Raw genomic sequence first — 5340 nt, forward strand, 5'->3', positions numbered from 1 at the left:
CATTCCTGCACCGCAGCAAACGCGAAAGACCTGATAAGAAAGGCAATCGCACTCAGCTCAGATGACTACTTTCTGCGTCAGCAACACGTTGTTTTTCAACAGAATCGGCTCGGAGTTGCCGTTCTCTGCGCCGCGCATCAAAGGCTGGTCACAGCCCACAAACATCCCGACTTGCCATCAGACAATACCCGGCCCCCGCTCCTTCCCCCCGTCATGCGGGAGAAGGCCCTTCGCTTTCAGGTTCGTATCCACGCGATGCCTTTTGTCGGTGGCCAGCCGCTTCCCCACAGGCTTCTCACCTGCCCCGCTCTGACCGCGCACGGTCTCGGCGGTCCCCGATCCGTCTGGTGTCGAATGACAACCATCGGCCGGTGGGTTCCGTTGTAGCGTTTCTGCACCGGGCCAGAAGGAGCCGCATCGGTGCGGGTTGGGGTAGTCCCCGAACCATAGTTCACCTTTGGAGGCCGGTTGGTGAACGTACCGTGGTCACCGCTTTTTTTGATCGTTCACCAGGGGAAGCAGCAAGAATAAACCGGGCGCAACGGAGACGGGGAAGACCCATCCCGGCCCGGAACGTCCGATTTTGTGTTCGTGCTAACTAAGTGTATTGATCTGGTTTTTTTACTCGTTGGGTTTCACACGGTCACCCTCTCCACAATTAGTAGCTGGCCCGAAGCGCCGCAGCCCCCAAATAGCGCAGGCGGTTCGGGCCAGCGGTTCGATACTGAATCCGAAGCCAAATTGTTCGCTTTCCGTTCTCATATTTGTATGTAACTTTTGACAAAGTCGACTCGTCTTAATCAGCACGCTTTCTCAGCAAACAGCGTTGACGTTGTGCGCAACCGCTGTTGAACGAGTCGCCTGTTAAAGAATGTTCCAAACGGAGAATATAATGAGCGCCAATTCGAACAGCGGTCAGAGTGGCAACCATGACGTTGCAGATACCGAGGGTGACTACTCCATTTATCCGCACATGGATGGGATCAAATGTTCTTTGTCCTGGAAACTTGGAAGCTACGGGGAACCCGGCGTACTTTCTGAGGACATGATAGAGAGCTTGTGTAAGCAGTTTGACCTGGCAGAAACACTCGTGCACAACCTCTCTGTGCTTCTTGGGAACTGCCTCAACAACGATGACGACATAGCAATCAATCTGACCGAGGTCCGACGCTCACAAGCGATTGAACGAGGTCAAAAGCACCTCAAGCAGCTTATGCGGGAAACCAAACGCGGCTCGATTACTCCCCAAGAACTCCGCAACGCATTGGGCACGCTTTCGACCTATTTCGCGTCGACACCGGAAGATGTAGAACTTCTTCCCCAAATGCTCGACAAACTTGAGACTGCGACAACGTTTACTCAGGACATCAACGATGACATTCGACACATCTTCGAGACACCCGGTGCGGCTGCGGAGATGTCGCCGCGTGACAAGCGGTTCTCACGCGACAAACGCCGTCAGTACATCGTCGAGAGCTGCTGCTATATCTGGAAAGATGCCGGTCGCCCCCTGACCTACACGACATACTCAGACGGCCGCCCGGGAGGACAACGGCAAGGGCCACTGATTACCTTCATCCAGTCCGTCGTGAAGATGATCACCGAGCCGGGGCAAATCCTGAGCGGTGAGACGATCCGCGTGGATATTGACGATTTTCGCGACAGGCTTGAGCGCGAAGAGAAAGAGCGTTGGGCCCCGCCGGAAACAAGCAATCAATACACTTAGAATGAGCAAGCCTGCGTTGTCATGGTCATGGCATGACACGCGTTCCTGCCATACCCCCTTCAGACAACCACGCGCACCGGCAGGTTGAGACAGCGATTGACCAGTTGGTCCGATTGTTGGCTGCCCAGACAGTACGGGAACTGGGCCGGAACGCCTCTGACCAAAAGGAGGCGCATCAGGATGCCACAGATCAAAGCAAAGAATAAACAAATCCGCAAACTTCTGTCGGTGAAAGACGTCGCTGAACTGGACAATTGCTCGGAGAAGACGGTGCGCCGTGCGATTGCGGCTGGCCTGCTTGAGGTTATTCGGGTGGGCCCTGGCGGACGCCTCATCCGCATTGATCCGGCAGCTCATGCCGCCTACCGGCAGGCACAGTGCTGGTAGGTAATCGCGACCATTAATGTCTATTAATGTCAATGTGTTAAGCGCATTTCGGGAAGAGGGCATCCCCGTAAGTTTCTAACTTTCTGTGCTACGCTTCTCCCGAATCGGACCTCCTGTCCACACCCGTCCACCCGAGACCTGACCTGTCCAAAGGAACGTAATCCCGATGACTAGCCAGAGCCCCGTTCCATTGACATTAGCCTTCGTCAAAGCCGACACACCGATGTTCGCCGAGCTCATCGAACAGCTGCGCTCCGATAGCTCTCTGACAGACGGACGCCGCCGCGATATGATCTCCGGTCTGCGCCGTATAGCCAAGGCCCTTGGATTGCCTCCTGAGGATGTGCCTTGCGATAGCCGCTGGTTGCAGCCCCGTTTGACTAAAGTTGCACCGGCTGCGCTTGGTCTGACACCAAAGAGCTGGCAAAACGCGGTCAGTGATGCTCGGGCCGCCCTCGTGCATTTCGGGCTGGTGGAACGGCGATACAACCGGATCGATGATCTGTCTCCCGATTGGCACACGCTCTGGGCAGCCGTTCTGGCGTCGGGCGACAAGACATTGCAACCCGCGCTCTGCCGCTTCGTGCATTTTCTGAACCGGCAAGGCGTCAAACCTGCCACTGTGCGCAAAAAGCATGCCGCGGCCTATCGAGAAGCCCTTGCGCATAACGAGATCAGCAAATCTCCTGATGTCGCATATCGGGCTGCGGTCAACGGCTGGAACCTGGCGGCCCGACGTATTGCGGAATGGCCCAAGGTCAACCTGCCTCTGGAAACGCGCCAGAAGGTCATCACCTTTCCCGTGACAGCATTTCCTACGCCGTTCCAAAGCGAGCTTGCAAAATTGATGCACCGTCTTGCAACTCCGGACCCGCTGGCAGATGACGGTCAGAACAGGGCACTCCGACCCGCGACCCTGTCCCAATACCAAAGACAGTTGGTTCGGTTTGCCTCCGAACTCGTTCACTCTGGTATCCCGATCGCGGAGATTGGCGGATTGGACATCCTGATCAATCCGGTGATGGCTGAACGGGGTTTGCGCCAGATGTTATCGCGCACCAACAACCAGACCACAAAGATGATCAGTGAGATCGCCGCGCTGCTCCGCAACCTGGTCCGGATACTCAACGCACCCGATAATACCCGGGATGCGCTGTCGGGGCTTGCCGCGCGCCTGGCGGTCAAACCTCAGAATGGCATGACCCAAAAAAACCGAAGCCGGCTGCGGGTGTTGCAAGAGGATCGGCATCAACAGCGCCTGCTGCTCCTGCCTGAACGGATTTTCGCGCGACCACGCGGCACGTCCAAGCCGTATGGCTGGGCTCTGGCACGCGAAGATGCGCTCGCCATCGCCATCTTGCTGGTCTGCCCAGTTCGCGTGAAGAACCTGGCTGGCATCCACCTGGAACGCCACCTGCACCGTCCCGGTGATGGCCGAGCCTACCTGGTTCTGGAAGGCGGCGAGACCAAAAATGATCGACCCGTCGAGTTCGAGATCCCGCGTGATGTATTGCGCATGATCGACGTACATCTCAAATCTCGCTGCCCGGAACTCTGCCCCGCGGGAACGCTTTGGCTTTTTCCCCGCCGGGATGGTCGACATTCGGTTGATTCCGGCGTTTTGTCTGCCCGCGTCTCCAAACGAATCCGGCAAGAAACAGGGTTGGAGATGAATGCCCACCTGTTTCGGCATTTCGCGGTGATGAACTGGCTCGACGCCAATCCCGGCGGCTACGAGGTTGCGCGCCGGTTGCTTGGGCATTCGGAAGTCAGCCACACGATCAACATGTATTCCGGTCTTGAGGCACGGTCGGCAACACGCGCCTTTGCTGACCTTATAGACGCCAAGAAAGGGCGTCGCTGATGAGCCTTGTTCTGCCGCTCGACGAATGGCCCGTGCAAGACCGGGATATGTGGCTCAACCTTCAGACGGAAGGTGGACCGCTTGACGATTGCGGTGCGCTCTCACATCTACGTGCGACCTCGTTGAAGACGTTGGAATTGCGCTATGCCCGATGGCTACAATGGCTGATTACCAGCGATGCGGAGGCGATCACACTGCCTCCGACTCGACGCGGGACCCTGCCGCGCCTTTGCGCTTGGCTTCAAAACCTCTCACACACCCGGCCGATGACCCGGTTGATGTTCATTGATGGCGTGTTGCGTATCCTATCCGCAGCGGACCCTACGCAGGACTGGTCTGGTCAACGAAAGCTAAAAACGGGATTGAAGCGCGCCGCCGGTCGAGGTGATCGGGATCGCAAACTTGGGCGTGTGTTGTCCAGCGAGGTTCTATTCAAGGCGGGAATGTCTCTAGCGACGGGTCATGCAGAAGCAGCACCAACACCGCTTCGCAGAATGATGTATCTGCGGGATGGCACCATGATAGCCATGCTGGCTTTGATGCCGATGCGGCGACGCGCCTTTGCGGGCCTTCGGATTGGCACATCCCTGTATGTCACTGCAGACACGATGACTGTTGCGCTCCCAGGGGATCTGACAAAATCAGGACAGCCTTGGGAAGCTGATGTTCCCCAGATCGTTGAGCCGCTCTTGCGTCGCTATGTCAACGAAGCCCGTCCCTTTTTTATGGAACGTGGCCAACAACAACACGATGCCTTGTGGGTCGGCAGGACGGGTGCACCATTAAAGCAAGATGCGCTGAGCCCCCGGATCGCGGAGCAGACCCTGAAGCTGACGGGTCGCCGCATCCCACCGCATTTCTTCCGGGATGCTGCCGCGACAACCTTGGCCCGCTCTTCTCCGGAACACGCCAAGCTAATTCGACCAATTCTTGCGCATACGAACTTCGGAACCGCCGAGCACCACTACATCCACGCCCAAACCATTGAAGCGGGCCGCGAATACGCGGCTTTGATCGACCTAAAGAGAAAGGCCAGACGATGACCCGAGTTGCAATCTATGCCCGCTTCTCCAGCCAGATGCAGAGAGACGCATCCATCGATGACCAGATGCGTTTGTGCCGGGAACGTGCAGAGCGGGAAGGCTGGACTGTTGTCGACGCCTATTCTGATCGGGCGGTCTCTGGTGCGTCCATGTTGCGTCCCGGGCTGCAAGCACTCTTCAATGCAACTCAGGAAGGACGGGTTGATCTAATCTTGGCAGAGGCGCTGGATCGGTTGAGCCGGGACCAGGCAGACATCGCTGCGATTTTCAAACGCCTGAGCTTTGCAGGGGTCGGCATCATGACTCTGACCGAAGGCGAG

5 protein-coding genes are annotated in these 5340 nt (G+C 57.2%); all 5 read left to right on the plus strand.

Annotated elements, in window-relative coordinates; translation table 11 throughout:
• Positions 1-892 precede the first annotated feature (892 nt).
• The gene (locus AC2FLZ_RS21615; protein ID WP_496882759.1) at positions 893-1726 is read left to right on the plus strand and encodes a hypothetical protein; all 834 of its coding nucleotides are present in this window, start codon (positions 893-895) and stop codon (positions 1724-1726) included.
• Between the two features lie 180 nt (positions 1727-1906).
• The gene (locus AC2FLZ_RS21620) at positions 1907-2113 is read left to right on the plus strand and encodes a helix-turn-helix domain-containing protein (protein WP_480442453.1); all 207 of its coding nucleotides are present in this window, start codon (positions 1907-1909) and stop codon (positions 2111-2113) included.
• Between the two features lie 166 nt (positions 2114-2279).
• Positions 2280-3977, plus strand: a complete 1698-nt coding sequence (locus tag AC2FLZ_RS21625; RefSeq protein ID WP_496882760.1) for a tyrosine-type recombinase/integrase — start codon at positions 2280-2282, stop codon at positions 3975-3977.
• Positions 3977-5020: a tyrosine-type recombinase/integrase gene (locus AC2FLZ_RS21630; protein ID WP_496882761.1), complete on the plus strand. Its 1044-nt coding sequence runs from the start codon at positions 3977-3979 to the stop codon at positions 5018-5020. Before AC2FLZ_RS21625 ends, AC2FLZ_RS21630 begins: the two co-directional genes overlap by 1 nt.
• The coding region (locus tag AC2FLZ_RS21635; RefSeq protein ID WP_496882762.1) for a recombinase family protein at positions 5017-5340 on the plus strand (324 nt) is incomplete at its 3' end. The genes AC2FLZ_RS21630 and AC2FLZ_RS21635, both read left to right, overlap by 4 nt.

The sequence above is a fragment of the Ruegeria sp. YKSF131 genome, from assembly GCF_059612645.1.

Excerpts from the sequence above, each read along its gene's own strand:
- AC2FLZ_RS21615 (WP_496882759.1), top strand. The coding sequence starts at position 893 with ATGAGCGCCAATTCGAACAGCGGTCAGAGTGGCAACCATGACGTTGCA.
- AC2FLZ_RS21620 (WP_480442453.1), top strand. The coding sequence starts at position 1,907 with ATGCCACAGATCAAAGCAAAGAATAAACAAATCCGCAAACTTCTGTCG.
- AC2FLZ_RS21625 (WP_496882760.1), top strand. The coding sequence starts at position 2,280 with ATGACTAGCCAGAGCCCCGTTCCATTGACATTAGCCTTCGTCAAAGCC.
- AC2FLZ_RS21630 (WP_496882761.1), top strand. The coding sequence starts at position 3,977 with ATGAGCCTTGTTCTGCCGCTCGACGAATGGCCCGTGCAAGACCGGGAT.